Source organism: Rhodococcus sp. OS5 (assembly GCF_056837585.1).
In genome coordinates this window covers 3,287,906-3,303,784 of the sequence record NZ_CM166368.1, presented here as the reverse complement: position 1 = coordinate 3,303,784, position 15,879 = coordinate 3,287,906, and the positions used below count along the sequence as shown (strand labels likewise).

General features: G+C 63.0%; 14 protein-coding genes. 10 read left to right on the top strand and 4 right to left on the bottom strand.

The window, feature by feature from the left end:
- Positions 1-130 precede the first annotated feature (130 nt).
- From metH to hisG, 6 genes are all read left to right on the top strand, one after another.
- On the top strand, positions 131-3,700 hold the full coding sequence (gene metH / locus ACVZUB_RS15420; protein ID WP_047270513.1) for a methionine synthase: 3,570 nt from the start codon (positions 131-133) through the stop codon (positions 3,698-3,700).
- A complete protein-coding gene (locus ACVZUB_RS15415) occupies positions 3,693-4,391 on the top strand; it encodes an HAD family hydrolase (RefSeq protein WP_007729900.1) in 699 nt (232 codons plus the stop codon). Before metH ends, ACVZUB_RS15415 begins: the two co-directional genes overlap by 8 nt.
- Positions 4,392-4,403: 12 nt before the next feature.
- The gene (gene trhO, locus ACVZUB_RS15410; protein ID WP_042450983.1) at positions 4,404-5,264 is read left to right on the top strand and encodes an oxygen-dependent tRNA uridine(34) hydroxylase TrhO; all 861 of its coding nucleotides are present in this window, start codon (positions 4,404-4,406) and stop codon (positions 5,262-5,264) included.
- Between the two features lie 57 nt (positions 5,265-5,321).
- Positions 5,322-6,182 carry a pseudouridine synthase gene (locus ACVZUB_RS15405; protein WP_047270562.1) on the top strand — a complete coding sequence of 287 codons (861 nt, stop codon included), beginning with the start codon at positions 5,322-5,324 and terminating at the stop codon, positions 6,180-6,182.
- Between the two features lie 59 nt (positions 6,183-6,241).
- A complete protein-coding gene (locus tag ACVZUB_RS15400; protein ID WP_003944933.1) occupies positions 6,242-6,505 on the top strand; it encodes a phosphoribosyl-ATP diphosphatase in 264 nt (87 codons plus the stop codon).
- Positions 6,506-6,602: 97 nt separating this feature from the next.
- Entirely contained in the window at positions 6,603-7,454 is an 852-nt protein-coding gene (gene hisG / locus ACVZUB_RS15395; protein ID WP_003944905.1) for an ATP phosphoribosyltransferase, read from the top strand.
- 46 nt (positions 7,455-7,500) lie between these two features.
- Here the strand turns inward: hisG and ACVZUB_RS15390 are convergent, their stop codons facing one another.
- A complete protein-coding gene (locus ACVZUB_RS15390) occupies positions 7,501-8,310 on the bottom strand; it encodes a thioesterase family protein (protein ID WP_065352494.1) in 810 nt (269 codons plus the stop codon).
- Position 8,311: 1 nt separating this feature from the next.
- The gene (locus ACVZUB_RS15385) at positions 8,312-9,202 is read right to left on the bottom strand and encodes a RecB family exonuclease (RefSeq protein WP_371748328.1); all 891 of its coding nucleotides are present in this window, start codon (positions 9,200-9,202) and stop codon (positions 8,312-8,314) included.
- Positions 9,203-9,340: 138 nt separating this feature from the next.
- On the opposite strand from ACVZUB_RS15385, the gene ACVZUB_RS15380 reads away from it, so the two are divergent.
- Positions 9,341-10,264: a tRNA (adenine-N1)-methyltransferase gene (locus ACVZUB_RS15380; RefSeq protein WP_225320401.1), complete on the top strand. Its 924-nt coding sequence runs from the start codon at positions 9,341-9,343 to the stop codon at positions 10,262-10,264.
- 64 nt (positions 10,265-10,328) lie between these two features.
- On the opposite strand, the gene ACVZUB_RS15375 is transcribed toward ACVZUB_RS15380, so the two are convergent.
- Complete coding sequence (locus ACVZUB_RS15375) at positions 10,329-10,853, bottom strand: WKL family lipoprotein (protein WP_003944789.1); 525 nt, start codon at positions 10,851-10,853, stop codon at positions 10,329-10,331.
- Between the two features lie 195 nt (positions 10,854-11,048).
- On the opposite strand from ACVZUB_RS15375, the gene arc reads away from it, so the two are divergent.
- Together arc and ACVZUB_RS15365 are read left to right on the top strand one after the other, a co-directional pair.
- Positions 11,049-12,824 carry a proteasome ATPase gene (gene arc, locus ACVZUB_RS15370; protein ID WP_003944870.1) on the top strand — a complete coding sequence of 592 codons (1,776 nt, stop codon included), beginning with the start codon at positions 11,049-11,051 and terminating at the stop codon, positions 12,822-12,824.
- A 118-nt stretch (positions 12,825-12,942) separates the two neighbouring features.
- The gene (locus ACVZUB_RS15365) at positions 12,943-13,620 is read left to right on the top strand and encodes a TIGR00266 family protein (RefSeq protein WP_003944961.1); all 678 of its coding nucleotides are present in this window, start codon (positions 12,943-12,945) and stop codon (positions 13,618-13,620) included.
- A gap of 51 nt (positions 13,621-13,671) precedes the next feature.
- On the opposite strand, the gene ACVZUB_RS15360 is transcribed toward ACVZUB_RS15365, so the two are convergent.
- Positions 13,672-14,229 carry an NUDIX hydrolase gene (locus ACVZUB_RS15360; protein ID WP_007729886.1) on the bottom strand — a complete coding sequence of 186 codons (558 nt, stop codon included), beginning with the start codon at positions 14,227-14,229 and terminating at the stop codon, positions 13,672-13,674.
- 58 nt (positions 14,230-14,287) lie between these two features.
- On the opposite strand from ACVZUB_RS15360, the gene dop reads away from it, so the two are divergent.
- On the top strand, positions 14,288-15,787 hold the full coding sequence (gene dop, locus ACVZUB_RS15355) for a depupylase/deamidase Dop (RefSeq protein ID WP_003944852.1): 1,500 nt from the start codon (positions 14,288-14,290) through the stop codon (positions 15,785-15,787).
- Positions 15,788-15,879 lie beyond the last annotated feature (92 nt).

Here is a 15,879-nt window from a genome sequence, read left to right as displayed (position 1 = left end):
CGTCAGGGCTCTCGAAGGCCGCGGAATCATCGAAATCGACCGGGCCGTCGGGAGTGACGGGGAACTCACTTGGACTCACCCACCCAGCCTACGGCCAGAGCTTGTCGGTGCGCCCACTACTCTGGACGGCATGTCTGCCCCATTTAACTCTGCCCTGCTTGATGCGCTGAAACAGCGCGTTGTCATCGGCGACGGAGCGATGGGCACCATGTTGCAGGCCGCGGACCTCACCCTGGACGACTTCCTCGGCCTCGAGGGGTGCAATGAGATCCTCAACGACACCCGTCCCGACGTGCTCAAAGACATCCACCGTGCGTACTTCGCCGCTGGTGCCGATGCCGTCGAGACCAACACCTTCGGTTGCAACCTGCCCAACCTCGCCGACTACGACATCTCTCACCGGATCCGCGAACTCGCGGAAAAAGGCACTGCTCTCGCCCGTGAAGTAGCGGACGAGATGGGACCAGGCCGCGACGGCATGGCCCGATTCGTACTCGGTTCGATGGGACCGGGAACCAAGCTCCCCAGCCTGGGACACGCACCGTACGCAGTCCTGCGTGACGCGTACACCGAAGCTGCGCTCGGCATGATCGACGGTGGCGCCGACGCCATCCTCGTCGAAACCTGCCAGGACCTGCTTCAGGTGAAAGCCGCAATCCTCGGCAGCCAGCGTGCGATGGAGCAACTCGGACTGCGGTTGCCGATCATCACGCACGTGACGGTCGAGACAACCGGAACGATGCTCCTGGGCAGTGAGATCGGTGCGGCGCTGACGGCACTCGAGCCACTCGGTATCGACATGATCGGTCTGAACTGTGCCACCGGGCCGGCCGAGATGAGTGAACATCTCCGTCATCTGTCCAAGTACTCCACGCTGCCGGTGTCGGTCATGCCCAATGCCGGCCTGCCGCAGCTCGGCCCCAAGGGTGCCGAGTATCCGCTGACTGCCGACGAATTGGCCGAAGCCCTCAGTGGTTTCGTCTCCGAGTTCGGACTCGGCCTCGTCGGTGGCTGCTGCGGTACGACGCCCGAGCACATCAGCGCGGTCGCCGACGCGGTTCGTCAGGTCGAGAAGGCCCAGCGCACGCCGATCCACGAGCCGAGCACCTCTTCGCTGTACTCGGCGGTGCCGTTCGAGCAGGACGCCAGCATCCTGATGATCGGCGAACGCACGAACTCCAACGGCTCCAAGGCTTTCCGCGAGGCGATGCTCTCCGCGGACTACCAGAAGTGCCTGGACATCGCCAAGGACCAGACCCGCGACGGCGCACACATGCTCGACCTCAACGTCGACTACGTGGGCCGCGACGGTGCCGCCGACATGTCGGAACTTGCCAGCCGCCTGGCGACGTCCTCGACGCTGCCGATCATGCTCGACTCCACCGAGCCTGCCGTGCTGCAAGCCGGCCTCGAGCACCTCGGTGGCCGCTGCGCCGTCAACTCCGTCAACTACGAAGACGGCGCCGGCCCCGAATCGCGTTTCCACAAGATCATGACTCTGGTCAAGGAGCACGGCGCGGCGGTCGTCGCCCTGACCATCGACGAAGAGGGCCAGGCTCGCACCGCCGAGACGAAGGTCGCCATCGCCAAGCGTCTGATCGAGGACATCAAGGGAAACTGGGGACTCGCCGAGTCCGACATCATCGTCGACGCCTTGACCTTCCCCATCTCCACCGGTCAGGAAGAGGTGCGACGCGACGGCATCGAGACCATCGAAGCCATCCGTCAGCTCAAGGCTGCGTACCCGGAACTCCACTTCACCCTGGGTATCTCGAACATCTCGTTCGGTTTGAACCCGGCCGCACGGCAGGTCCTCAACTCGGTGTTCCTGCACGAGTGCACCGAGGCAGGTCTGGACACGGCGATCGTTCATGCGTCCAAGATTCTGCCGATGGCCCGAATTCCTGACGAGCAGCGTGAAACCGCACTCGACCTCGTCTACGACCGTCGTAGCGAGGGGTACGACCCGCTGCAGAAGCTGATGGCTCTGTTCGAGGGCGTTTCGGCAGCGTCGGCGCGTGAGTCCCGTGCGCAGGAACTGGCGGGACTTCCGTTGTTCGACCGGCTCGAACGCCGCATCGTCGACGGCGAGCGCAACGGCCTCGACGACGACCTCACCGAGGCGATGACGATCAAGCCTCCGCTGGCCATCATCAACGAGACCTTGCTCTCGGGCATGAAGACCGTCGGCGAGCTGTTCGGCTCCGGACAGATGCAGTTGCCGTTCGTGTTGCAGTCGGCCGAGGTCATGAAGGCTGCCGTGGCATTCCTCGAACCGCACATGGAAGCGAGCGACGAGGACGGCAAGGGTCGCATCGTGATCGCGACCGTCAAGGGCGACGTTCACGACATCGGCAAGAACCTGGTCGACATCATCTTGAGCAACAACGGCTACGAGGTCGTCAACATCGGTATCAAGCAGCCGATCGCGACCATCCTCGACGTCGCGTTGGACAAGAAAGCCGACGTGATCGGCATGTCTGGACTGCTCGTGAAGTCCACTGTCGTGATGAAGGAAAACCTCCAGGAACTCAACGCACGCGGAGTCGCCGAGAAGTTCCCGGTTCTGCTCGGTGGTGCGGCGCTCACGCGCTCCTACGTCGAGAACGACTTGCAGGAGGTGTACGAGGGCGACGTCAGCTATGCCCGCGACGCCTTCGAGGGTCTGAACTTGATGGACCAGATCATGACGACCAAGCGTGGTGGCGGCCCGGCGCCGGACAGCCCGGAGGCCATCGCTGCTCGCGAGAAGGCTGCCGAGCGTAAGGCACGTCACGAGCGTTCCAAGCGCATCGCCGAAAAGCGTAAGGCTGCAGCGGTTCCCGTGGTCCTGCCGGAGCGTTCCGATGTCGCAACCGACATCGCGGTGCCGACACCTCCCTTCTGGGGCTCGCGCATCGTCAAGGGAATCTCGCTGTCCGAGTACTCGGGGCTGCTCGACGAGCGCGCTCTTTTCCTCGGCCAGTGGGGCCTTCGCGGTCAGCGCAAGGGCGACGGTCCGACGTACGAGGAACTGGTCGAGTCGGAAGGTCGTCCGCGACTTCGGTACTGGCTCGATCGGCTGACGTCCGAGGGTATCCTCGCGCATGCCGCGGTCGTGTACGGGTACTTCCCGGCGATCTCGGAGGGCGACGACGTCATCGTGCTCACCGAGCCGAAACCGGATGCACCCGAAAGGTTCCGATTCACCTACCCGCGCCAGCACCGCGACCGCTTCCTGTGCATCGCGGACTTCGTTCGCTCGCGCAAGGACGCCGAGGCCACCGGGCAGGTCGACGTACTCCCGTTCCAGTTGGTGACGATGGGTCAGCCGATCGCGGACTTCGCCAACGAGTTGTTCGCATCGAACTCGTACCGCGATTACCTCGAGGTTCACGGAATCGGTGTCCAGCTCACGGAGTCTCTGGCCGAGTACTGGCATCGACGCGTCCGTGAAGAGCTAGTGCTTCCCGAGGGTCACACCGTCGCGGAGCAGGATCCCACCGAGGTTGCCGGCTACTTCGATCTCGAGTACCGCGGCGCTCGTTATTCGTTCGGATACGGCGCGTGCCCGGATCTCGAGGATCGAGCCAAGTTGGTTGCGTTGCTCGAACCCGAACGAATCGGCGTCGAATTGTCCGAGGAGCTGCAGCTGCATCCCGAGCAGTCCACGGACGCTTTTGTCCTGCACCACCCGGAAGCAAAGTATTTCAATGTCTGAGTTGTTGACCGAAGTATCCGAATCAACGCTCGGTGGTGTCCTGTGGGACATGGACGGCACCCTGCTCGATTCGGAGAAGCTGTGGGACATCGCGCTTCGTGAGCTGTCCCTACGCCTGGGCGGACCGATGACGGAAGCGACACGCGTTGCCGTCATCGGTGCGTCGAGTCCCTTCGCCCTTGCGACGGTGTTCGACGCGCTCGGCCTGGAGAAGCATCCCGATGCCATCGCCGAGGCGAAGGACTGGATGTACACCCGCGTCGGCGATCTTTTCGAGGACGGCGTGACCTGGCGGCCGGGTGCTCGCGACGCACTGTCGACCGTGCGTGACGGTGGTCTGCGTTCTGCACTGGTCACCAACACCGAGCGAGTTCTGGTCGATCGGGCACTCGGCATGCTCGGCCGTGAGTTCTTCGACCATTCGGTGTGTGGCGACGAGGTCCCCAACGGGAAACCGGCAGCGGATCCGTACCTGCGCGGCGCGCATCTGCTCGGACTCGAGCCGGCGCAGTGCCTCGCGATCGAGGACTCGCCGACCGGCACGGCGTCGGCCAGCGCTGCGGGTTGCGCGGTGCTCGTCGTTCCGTGTGAGGTCGACGTCCCCGCCGGCCCTGGACGCGTGTTTCGAGAGTCCCTGTTGGACTTGTCCATTCACGATCTTCACGACGTTCACTCGAGCGCGGCACGTTAGGCTGGATTTGCTGTGGCTATTCCGAAAATTGTTCTCTTCTACCAGTTCACGCCGTTGGCGGACCCGGAAGCGATCAAGCTGTGGCAGCACAGCCTGGCCGAGTCCAACAACCTGACGGGCCGGATCATCGTCTCGCCGCACGGGATCAACGCGACGGTCGGCGGAGACATCGAGGATGTCAAGCGATATGTCCGTGGTACGCGTGGTTACGAACCCTTCCGTACCGCTGACATCAAGTGGTCGGACGGCCTCGGGAACGATTTCCCTCGTCTGAGTGTCAAGGCACGCTCGGAGATCGTGACGTTCGGTGCCCCCGACGAGCTGAAAGTCGACGAGAACGGTGTCGTCGGCGGAGGAGTTCACCTGGTGCCCAAGGAACTACACGAACTCGTCGACACTCGCGGTGACGACGTCGTGTTCTTCGACGGGCGCAATGCCTTCGAAGCCGAGATCGGCCGTTTCCGAGATGCGATAGTTCCGGACGTCGCCACCACTCGGGATTTCGTCAACGAACTCGACAGTGGCAAATACGACCATCTCAAGGGCAAAGCCGTGGTCACGTACTGCACCGGCGGAGTGCGCTGTGAGGTGTTGTCTTCGCTGATGCGCTCACGTGGCTTCGACGAGGTCTATCAGTTGGACGGCGGAATCGTCCGTTACGGCGAGACTTTCGGCGACCGCGGCCTCTGGGACGGTTCCCTGTACGTGTTCGACAAGCGGATGAACATCGAGTTCTCATCCGAAGCCAAGACACTCGGCGTGTGTGTCGATTGTGGTACTCCGACCCCGCGGTACCGCAACCGGATCGACGGCGACGGCCGAACCCTCGAATTGCTCTGCGAGAGTTGTTCACCAGACCTCGAGCAGGACTGAGCTGTGCCCAAGGCTCCGTTGCCGATCCGAAACGGTCTCGGACCTGACCGGCTGCGGATGCCGGCGGAGTCGTCGGCGCGGACCGTCCTCGAGCACCTGGTCGGCGAGCATCCCGGGGAGCGGGACCTGTGGGCGGACCTCGTCAGCGCCGGGGACGTCGTCGACGAGCACGGGCGGAAGATCACGAGCCGAACGCCCTATCAGCCGACCCGGTTCGTGTACTTCTACCGCGAGCCGGCCCCCGAGATTCCGGTTCCGCACGAGATCGAGATCTTGTACCGCGACGACTCGATTCTCGTGATCGACAAACCGCACTTCCTGGCGACCATTCCACGGGGAGCGCACATCGTCGAAAGCGCAGTCGTGCGCCTGCGTCGTGACCTGGACCTTCCGGATCTTGCGCCAGTTCACCGCCTCGACCGGATGACGGCGGGTGTCATCGTGTTCACCGTGACACCGGACCTACGACGGCCGTACCAGGAACTTTTTGCCGAGCAGCGGATCGTCAAGGAGTACGAGGCGATTGCGGGCTTCGATCCGGAACTGACTTTCCCTCGCACGGTGCGCAGCCGCATCAACAAAGTTCACGGCGAGATGACGGCTACCGAAATCGCGGGCGAGCCGAACAGTGAGACGTCGATCGAACTGATCGAGGTGATCACCGACTCGGCCGGCCGGACGCTCGGGCGATACAGGTTGCTCCCACGGACCGGCCGGACCCATCAGCTTCGGCTGCACCTCAACTCGCTGGGCGTCCCGATCGTCGGTGACAACTACTATCCGGAGTATCTGCCCGCAGTGCCCGGTGACTTCTCGACTCCGTTGCGATTGTTGGCGCGAGCGTTGGAGTACCCGGATCCGATCACCGGGCAGACCCGCAGGTTCGTGAGTTCGCGCAGCCTCGACGCAGGCCTGTGAACACCGCTGTTCGTGGGCGTGTGAAAACCGCTTCCGTCCTCGTGAAAGAATAGCTACCCGTGAAGACCTTCGAATCCTTGTTCGCCGAATTGACCGAGCGCGCTGCTACTCGCCCCGAGGGGTCCGGCACTGTCGCCGCCCTCGACGCCGGTGTGCATGCTCAGGGCAAAAAGGTCATCGAGGAAGCCGGTGAAGTGTGGATCGCTGCGGAATACCAGAGCGATGAGCAGCTAGCCGAGGAAATTTCCCAGCTGCTGTACTGGACGCAGGTGTTGATGGTCGGTCGCGGACTGACCCTCGAGGACGTGTACCGACATCTGTGAGCGGAGCTGACCAGCGAGATGTACTCCGTCTCGCTCGTCCAGGGCTTCCGATTCATGTCGTCTCACGTCACCCACACCTTCCGAAAGGACATCCACCATGCTGCGCGTAGCAGTTCCCAACAAAGGCTCACTGTCCGAGTCCGCCGCCGAGATTCTCAGCGAGGCCGGCTACCGTCGACGCACCGATTCCCGTGATCTGACAGTCCTCGATCCGGCCAATCAGGTCGAGTTCTTCTTCTTGCGCCCCAAGGACATTGCGATCTACGTCGGCTCCGGTGAGCTGGATCTCGGCATCACCGGTCGTGATCTCGCCGGCGACTCGGGTGCTCCCGTATCCGAGCGTCTGTCACTGGGCTTCGGCCGTTCGTCGTTCCGTTACGCAGCACCTGCCGGCAAGGACTGGGCCGTCGAGGATCTGTCCGGCCTGCGCATTGCAACGTCGTACCCGAACCTGGTCCGTAAGGACCTCACAGATCGCGGACTCGACGCCACCGTCATCCGTCTCGACGGAGCAGTGGAAATCTCGATTCAGCTCGGCGTCGCCGACGCGATCGCCGACGTGGTCGGATCGGGTCGTACTCTCCGCCAACACAACCTCGTGGCTTTCGGTGAATCGCTCTGCGATTCCGAAGGTGTCCTGATCGAGCGCACCGGCGCTCCGCAGGACGATCCCGCCCGCAACCAGCTCATCGAACGCGTACGCGGAATTGTCTTCGCGCAGCAGAATCTGATGATCGACTACGACTGCCCGCGCACCATCCTCGACGACGCCATCAAGATGACTCCCGGTATGGAATCGCCGACCCTCTCACCGTTGGCCGATCCCGACTGGGTCGCGGTTCGCGCGATGGTCCCGATCAAGGGACACAACCAGGTGATGGATGCCTTGGCCGAACTCGGTGCCAAGGCCATCCTCGCGTCGAACATCCGCTCGGTACGCGCTTTCTGATCACTGCCTGAATAGATTTACGCGCATTCGCGCCCGTTCCTGGAAATCAGGAACGGGCGCGAATCTGCAAAGTCTGGGCGATACGGCCCACGGCACCCTGCTCGTCGTAGAGCACGCCCGCACACATGCCGACGCCGTCCGGACCCGTTGTGGTTTCGGCGGCGACACCGACCCACTCTCCCTCGGGCACACGGAAGATATGCACCGTGAGATCTGTGTTGAGAAACGTCCAGTGCTCCGGGTCGAGCTTGGCGCCGACCCCGTTTGAGATGTCGGCCACCGCGAACAAACGCTCGAGAGCAGACATCTTCTCACCCTCGACCAGCTCTGGCTTGGGGCGCGCCCATACCTTGCCGGTTCCCACGCACCCGATCGGAGCAATCCAGGACCAGTCGAGGGTCTTGAGATAGCCGACGCTCCACAGACCCTCGAGAACGCCCGGGGTGCCGCTGTCGCGGGGTTCGAGCGGGGGATCGACTACGTGGACGACGTCGCCGGTATCCACCGTCTCCATCCGCCACGCCGTACCGCGCGCAACCGCGCGTGCAGTTCCATCGGCGGTGGTTGCCCACAGTTCGGCGACGATCAATTCGATTCGGCGACCGGGTCGTTCGATCCAGGACCGGACTTCGAGGTCGGCAATCGGAATCGGTCCGAGAATCTCGACGACGACGCGCGTCAGACGGGTTTCGTCGCGCGCACCGCACCGCTCGAGGGCTCGTACCAACAGCGCCGACGGGGGAGCGCCGTGCTGCAGTGTCGGGCCCCAGATGCTGACAGTTGCCTGCGTGCTCGCGAACCGCTCGTGCCCTTCCTCCGTCGTTCCGAGGTAGCGGTAGTACGAACTGTCCGTCATGTTATGAATTCTCCTTTGCGGCAACAGGTTCGGTGCTCAGCAGGTCCGGCCAACCTGGATACGGCGGAGGTGTTCCGCCGAACGAGGGGCACAGTGACTTGTGATCGCACCAGTCGCACAGTTTGCCAGGCTTGGGTCTGAAGTCTCCGGTCGCACCTGCTGCGAGGATCGCTTTCCAGATGGCGGAGAGGGTTCGCTCGAATCGGATGAGCTCGTCGTGATCCGGGGCGTACGTGAGAATCGAGCCGGAGGCCAGATAGATCAGGCGCAGTTGTGCGGGAACGATTCCGCGAGTGCGCAGCAGTACGAGCGCGTAGAACTTCATCTGGAAGAGCGCCTTGGATTCGGTGAACTCGCGAGGCGCTTTTCCGGTCTTGTAGTCGACCACCCGCACCTCACCCGTCGGTGCAACGTCTATCCGGTCGACGAAGCCGCGGAGTCGAACGCCGTTCTCCAATTCGGTCTCGACGTAGACCTCGCACGCCTCGGCATCGAATCGAGTGGGATCTTCGAGCGTGTAGTACGTCGCGACGAGCTTGCCGACTTCGTCGAGGAACGAATCCACCTCGCCCTCCGGAACAAGGTCAGCGGCCTCGGGAGACTCGGCACTGACACGTTCCCACGCGGGACGGACGAGTTCGGCTGCGCGATCGGGAACCCGGTGACCGGTCGGGAGTGCAAACAGTGCTTCCAGTGCCGCGTGTACGACGGTGCCTCTGACCTGGGCTCTGGTTGGCGTTTCCGGAATTCTGTCGACTGCTCGGAAGCGATAGAGCAGGGGGCATTGTTTGTAGTCACCCGCCCGAGACGGAGAGAGCGCCGGCCGACTACGCGGGCGCTCGTGTGATGTTGCACCCGTTGGAGTGGGGGTTGGCAATTCGACAGAGCTCACACCTGGCAGGCTATGCGGTTGGTCCGACAACTCCGTCGGAGCCGGTGGCGAGGACACCGGAAACAAGCGAACAGGGATCATCTGCGCATGGCGAACGAGCTGCAACCAGAAGAAGGCACGACCGAAGTGGATGAGGTTGTGCAGCCCGCTGTCGCCGAGATTCCCGAACAAGAGCTTCCAGAAACTGATCTCACTGCGCCGGGCAAGCGGCCGTCAGGTCCGTTCCGCGTCGGCGACCGAGTACAGCTGACCGACGGCAAGGGACGCCACTACACGATCGTTCTCGAGGCGAACCGCGAATACCACACCCACAAAGGCGGAATCGTTCACAACGATCTGATCGGTGCCGACGAGGGCAGCGTCGTCAAGTCGGTCAACGGCACGCCCTATCTCGCACTGCGCCCCCTACTGGTGGACTACGTGCTGTCCATGCCGCGCGGTGCCCAGGTCATCTACCCGAAGGACGCAGCTCAGATCGTCCACGAAGGCGACGTGTTCCCAGGAGCACGCGTGCTCGAGGCCGGAGCCGGCTCCGGCGCACTGACATGTTCGCTGCTGCGTGCCGTCGGACCCGAGGGCAAGGTCATCTCCTACGAGGTCCGCGACGATCATGCCGAACATGCGGTTCGCAACGTCGAGACCTTCTTCGGGGAACGTCCGCCGAACTGGGAACTGACCATCGCCGATCTCGCCGAGTTCGATCCGGAAGCGCACGGAGGCAAGGTCGATCGCGTCGTCCTCGACATGCTGGCCCCGTGGGACGTCCTACCCGCCGTCTCGAAGGCACTCGTGCCGGGCGGCGTGTTGATCGTCTACGTCGCGACCGTTACTCAGCTCTCGAAGGTCGTCGAGGCGATGCGGGAGCAGGAATGCTGGACCGAGCCCCGCTCGTGGGAATCGATCGTGCGCGGTTGGCACGTCGTCGGATTGGCGGTGCGCCCCGAACATCGGATGCAAGGCCACACCGCGTTCCTCGTGAGCGCTCGTCGTCTCGCCGAAGGAACTGTCACCCCGAAGCCGCAGCGGCGTGCGGGCAAGGGCTCGAACACCGCGGCCAAGTAGTCACACGAAAACAGCAAGAGCGGCGATCCGGTATCCGGATCGCCGCTCTTGTCGTAGCTGGAAGTTATGCGGTGCAGGACGCGCGGCCCATTTCCAGGAGCACGCAAGCCGAGGTGTCGGACAGCTTCCAGGAGCCGTCTTCGAGCTCCCAGGTCCACGGGGTGGCCGGGGCGGCGCCGTGCGGGCTGACGACGGCGACGTCTGCAGTTGCGGTCTGACCGTCGACCTTGACGTTGTCCACGTTGAACGTGATCGCGTAGGCCGGGTTACCGCCCAGTGCAGCGCTCATCGTCTCGATGTTGGCCTGACGCTTGGTTCCGTCGACCACCAGAGCGGTCTTCTCCTCGATCGGCTTGGCCGGATCGATCAGAGCGACGAGCGAAGCGTTGAGCTCCTCGGCCGTCGGAGCCGCTGCGGCAGCGGCAGCTGACGTCGTGGCGGAAGCCGAGGCCTTGGCCGTGGTGCTCGAGGCGGCGGCGGAAGTAGAACTTGCAGCCGTCGAATCCTTGTTGTCGTCCGAGCTGCATGCACCCATGGTCAGGACGGCAGCGACAGCACAAGCGCTGATGAGAGTCTTGCGGATGATCACAGCGTTACCTTTCGTTGTAAAGAGAGACAGGCGCTGTCTCCATCTTGTAGGCAAGGCTAACATGACCAAATTCTGGCTCGAGACCAGTCGGCACGGTCCGCGCGCAGGTGTGAATTCGCACTCGCGCACCGTGTCTGGCGACAGTTGGGGCCTTATGCCGGTAGCGTTGATGGATCGCACTGGGAGGAGACGCACATGAGCTCGACAGAGAACCCGGATTCGGTTGCGGCAGCAGAAGAACTCCACGCGCTACGAGTGGAAGCACAAGTACTGCGCCGACAACTTGCACAATCGCCGGAGCAGGTGCGTGAGCTGGAGTCGAAGGTGGACTCGTTGTCCATCCGAAACAGCAAGTTGATGGACACCCTCAAAGAGGCCCGTCAGCAGCTCATCGCGCTTCGTGAAGAAGTCGACAGACTCGGTCAACCGCCGAGCGGTTACGGAGTCCTTCTCTCGGTACACGAGGACAAGACCGTCGACGTGTTCACGTCGGGTCGCAAGATGCGGTTGACGTGCTCACCGAACATCGACACGGACACCCTCGCCCTCGGGCAGACGGTTCGCCTCAACGAGGCACTCACCATCGTCGAGGCCGGCACCTACGAGCAGGTCGGTGAGATCAGCACGCTCCGTGAGGTACTCGACGACGGACTGCGCGCACTGGTGGTCGGTCATGCCGACGAAGAGCGCATCGTCTGGCTCGCAGCGCCGTTGGCAGCCGTCTTCGCCGACCCCGAAGCCGACATCATCGCGTACGACGCCGATTCTCCGACCAGGAAACTGCGTCCGGGCGACTCGTTGCTCGTCGACACCAAGGCCGGGTACGCCTTCGAGCGCATCCCGAAGGCCGAGGTCGAAGATCTGGTTCTCGAAGAAGTTCCGGACGTTCACTACGACGACATCGGTGGTCTCGGGCGTCAGATCGAACAGATCCGTGATGCCGTCGAACTCCCGTTCCTCCACAAGGATCTGTTCCACGAGTACTCACTGAGGCCGCCGAAGGGTGTACTGCTCTACGGTCCGCCTGGTTGCGGCAAGACGCTCATCGCCAAGGCCGTCGCCAACTCGTTGGCCAAGAAGATCGCCGAAGCCCGCGGTCAGGACAGCAAGGACGCCAAGTCCTACTTCCTGAACATCAAGGGCCCGGAACTTCTGAACAAGTTCGTCGGCGAAACCGAGCGTCACATCCGGATGATCTTCCAGCGTGCTCGTGAGAAGGCGTCCGAGGGCACTCCGGTGATCGTCTTCTTCGACGAGATGGACTCGATCTTCCGTACCCGTGGTTCGGGAGTCTCTTCCGACGTGGAGACAACGGTCGTTCCGCAGCTGCTCAGCGAGATCGACGGTGTGGAAGGGCTCGAGAACGTCATCGTCATCGGCGCTTCCAACCGTGAGGACATGATCGACCCGGCCATCCTGCGTCCGGGCCGACTGGACGTGAAGATCAAGATCGAGCGCCCCGACGCGGAATCCGCTCAGGACATCTTCTCGAAGTACCTGGTGGACGGTCTGCCGATCAATGCGGACGACCTCGCCGAGTTCGGTGGCGATCGCACCGCCTGCTTGAAGGCGATGATCGTTCGCGTCGTCGATCGCATGTACGCGGAGAGCGAAGAGAATCGTTTTCTCGAGGTCACCTACGCCAACGGCGACAAGGAAGTTCTGTTCTTCAAGGACTTCAACTCGGGGGCGATGATCCAGAACATCGTCGACCGCGCCAAGAAGTACGCGATCAAGTCTGTGCTCGACACCGGTGCTCCGGGCTTGCGTGTGCAGCACCTCTTCGATTCCATCGTCGACGAGTTCGCCGAGAATGAGGATCTGCCCAACACCACCAATCCTGATGACTGGGCACGTATTTCGGGCAAGAAGGGTGAGCGGATCGTCTACATCCGCACTCTCGTCACGGGCAAGAACGCCAGTGCAAGCCGCGCGATCGACACGGAATCGAACACCGGCCAGTACCTGTAGCGAAACGAACATCGATCGGGCCGGCCACTCCGCGAGAGTTGTCGGCCCGATCTCTGCGTCGCTGCCGTTGACTTCGTTGCGATTGGACCGGTCGGTCGCGCTGGTTTAGAGTCCCGCCGTGCAGATACATCTTCGACACAATCCGTCGTCCACAGTCGCTCGCTGCTACCTCGCGCCCGGCGAACCGCTGCGCGTGGAGAGCGGGGCGATGCTCGCGCATTCTGCCGGCGTAGTTCTCGAAGCGAAGGCGCAGGGCGGCGTCCTGCAGGGACTCAAGCGGTCGATGCTGAGCGGCGAATCATTCTTCGTCACGACGTATACCGCTCCGCCGCAGGGTGGTTGGGTCGACGTGACTGGTGTGCTTCCCGGAGATCTGATCCCGCTGACCATCACTTCTGATCGCCCGTTCTTCCTCAACCGTGGAACCTGGTTGGCCAACTCCTACGGTGTGACGGTCGAGTCCAAGTGGGGCGGCATGTCCAACCTCTTCGGCGGTGAGGGAGGCTTCGGCCTGCGGGCAAGTGGCGACGGTGAAGTAGTGCTGGCCGTCTACGGCGCGATCGACGTCATCGACTTGCAGCCAGGCGAGACAGTCACGATCGATACCGGTCACGTGGTCGCCTACGACCTCGGCATGAATTTCAACATGCGGCGCGCCGTTCAGGGGCGCACCATTCAGTCGATGAAGTCCGGTGAAGGATTTGTCTTCGACTTCACCGGCCCAGGACGCGTTCTCGCGCAGACCCGCAACCCCAGCGCGTTCGCTGCTTGGCTCTCGGCGATCACCCCGGGCTGATCACAGGTCCCACCAGTGTTCAGTCCCAGCGGTGTTCAGTCCCAGCGGTGTTCAGCTCCAGCAATAGTCGGCCAGCAGCGCGCGTGAGTCCGGAACGAACGGCCACGACGGGTCCTGCAGGTGGGCGCCGAGTTCTTTCGGCGTCCACCACCAACCTTCGGCGATCTCGCTGGGCTGATGTGCCATCGGCCCGTCGTATCTGAGTTCGAACGCAAACAGGTGACAGCGCAACGGAGAGTTGTTCCACTCGCCGTCCCAGGATTTTCGAGCGATCTCCGTCAGTCGGAGTGGCTGGTCTGCCGTTCCGAAGATTCCGAGTTCTTCACCGACTTCACGGATCGCAGTTTCCTGCGGCGTCTCACCTGGATCGACGACACCTCCGGCCAGACAGTCGTGATAGCCCCCGAACACCGCTTTCGTGTCGGTTCGGCGATGGACGTAGATGCGGGAGCCGTCCCCGGTACGAACCAGGACGCCCGCACTCGCGTGCCAGAGCCCACCCGAGTAGACGACGGAACGTGGTGCTCGGCCGATCGGATTACCCGTCCGGTCGTACACGGCGACTACCTCGTCCGCGGGATTCAGGTCTGCGGTGAGAGGTTGGTGCATTCCTCCAACTGTGCCACGCCTGTGGGTGCCGCGCCGCAATCACATAGGCTCTTGTGTCATGCAGCGGATCATCGGTGTCGAGGTCGAATACGGAATATCTTCACCCAGTGAGCCGTCGGCGAATCCGATTCTCACTTCAACCCAGGCGGTGCTTGCCTACGCCGCCGCAGCGGGCGTGCCACGGGCCAAGCGCACACGCTGGGATTACGAGGTCGAATCTCCGCTGCGAGATGCCCGAGGCTTCGATCTGGGGCGAATGAGCGGTCCCGCGCCGGTGATCGACGCGGACGAGATCGGCGCCGCGAACATGATTCTCACCAACGGGGCACGGTTGTACGTCGACCACGCACATCCGGAGTATTCGGCGCCCGAGGTCGCCGACCCGCTCGACGCCGTGATCTGGGACAAGGCCGGCGAACGCGTCATGGAAGCGGCTGCGCGGCACGCATCCAGCGTGCCGGGTGCGCCTCGGCTCCAGCTGTACAAGAACAACGTCGACGGCAAGGGTGCCTCGTACGGCACGCACGAGAACTACCTCTGCTCACGTGAGACCCCGTTCGCCTCGATCGTGACAGGATTGACGCCGTTTTTCGCGTCCCGGCAGGTGATCTGCGGTTCCGGTCGTGTGGGTCTCGGTCAGTCCGGCGACGAGGCCGGATTCCAGCTTTCGCAGCGATCCGACTACATCGAGGTCGAAGTAGGCCTCGAGACCACTCTCAAGCGCGGAATCATCAACACCCGCGACGAACCGCACGCGGATGCGGACAAGTATCGCCGCCTGCACGTCATCATCGGTGACGCGAACCTCGCGGAGATGTCGACGTACCTCAAGGTTGGAACAACGGCGCTGGTACTCGACCTGATCGAGGCAGGTGTCGACCTCACCGATCTGCAACTGGCGCGTCCGGTCACGGCCGTCCACCACATCAGTCACGACCCCACTCTGCGCAAGACCGTTGCGCTGGCCGACGGACGTGAACTGACAGGGCTTGCGCTGCAACGCATTTACCTCGAACGTGTCTCGAAGTTCCTCGACCGTGAGACCGATCGTGATCCGCGAGCGGACGATATCGTCGCCAAGTGGGCGATGGTTCTCGATCTCCTCGAGCGCGATCCCATGGAGTGCGCGAACATCCTCGACTGGCCGGCCAAACTGCGTCTGCTCGAAGGGTTCCGCAATCGTGAGGGACTCGCGTGGTCGGCGCCGCGATTGCATCTGGTGGATCTGCAGTACTCCGACGTGCGACTCGACAAGGGCCTGTACAACCGCCTGGTTGCTCGCGGCTCCATGGAGCGGCTTGTCACCGAACAGCAGGTTCTCGACGCGGTCACGAACCCTCCCACCGACACTCGCGCATACTTCCGGGGCGAGTGCCTACGCCGATTCGGGGCCGATATCGCGGCCGCGAGCTGGGATTCGGTCATCTTCGATCTCGGCGGTGAATCGTTGATCCGTATCCCCACCCTCGAGCCGCTTCGAGGTACCAAAGCGCACGTCGGAGCGTTGCTCGACTCCGTGGACAGCGCCGCGGAACTGGTTGATCAGCTCACTCACTGAAATCAGCCGATGCGGCTCGCCGTCGCGTCTCTCCACACCTGACGGTGCCGCTCGGTAGGGTGAAGGTCCGAGCGGGATCAGTTACCGACTCT